Source organism: Campylobacter concisus, from assembly GCF_902460595.1.
Classification (GTDB): Bacteria; Campylobacterota; Campylobacteria; order Campylobacterales; family Campylobacteraceae; genus Campylobacter_A; species Campylobacter_A concisus_BL.
Genome location: NZ_CABPVA010000042.1, coordinates 1 through 915, shown reverse-complemented (window position 1 = coordinate 915; position 915 = coordinate 1). Strand labels below are relative to the sequence as shown.

General features: G+C 26.4%; 1 protein-coding gene. It reads right to left on the bottom strand.

From position 1 onward, the window contains the following. Window positions 1-89: 89 nt before the first annotated feature. On the bottom strand, window positions 90-915 hold an 826-nt coding region (locus tag F3G86_RS10215; protein ID WP_149723785.1), incomplete at its 5' end, for a polysaccharide pyruvyl transferase family protein.

Here is a 915-nt window from a genome sequence, read left to right as displayed (position 1 = left end):
ATACAAAATTTATTCTTTTTAGCATAGTCAATTAGTTCATTAAAAAATATACAATATACACCCGGAGAAAAAAGAGCTATATTCAAATTTCACCCCTTTGATATAAAATCAAAATTAACACCAGAACACAGGGTCAACTTGGTTAACATATCTGCATCTAGTCTTCTAAAATCACTATTCATTACCTTATTTAATGTTAGATCATTTAAAAACAGATAATCTACTCCGGTTTCTAAACATAGTTGTTGATTTTTAACTTCATGTACGATACCTAAAGTATATTTTTGAAATAATATCCCCAAAAGTATGCCATGAAATCTCATGCTTAAAACATAATCAAGACTATTAAAATGTTCTAAAAAATTACCAATATTTAAATTTACTATCTCAATATCTTCATGATGCATTAGTCGCTCATAAAATAAATTATCCGCTTTATCTGTATTAATTTGAAATGATAAAAGTTTTATTTTAAAACCATTTTTAATATAGGCGTTTAGTATATTATTAAGCTCAGGTATATAATTTTCACCATATTTATCAGAATAATCAATTAAAGATATGCCTATTGTTTTATTCTCACGATTAACGCCATCATCATTCAAAATACTCTTACTCCAAAAGGAACCAAAAACTAGATCTTGCGTCAATATAACATTAGCTGCTGTACTTAATTTTTTTGCTATTTGAAAAGACAAAGCATCTCTACAATAGACAAAATGAGAATTTGATAATATTTTTTTCATTGCCAGTATAGAAAAAAAACTGCTTAAAATATCTATCCCTATACCAATCAAAACAACCTTTTTTCCAGTACTTTTTGCATATGATACAAAAAATGATAAATATATCATCAAAAAACTAGCCTTATTACTATCCATAAAAATCGTTCCACCACCAAGTAAAAATACATCG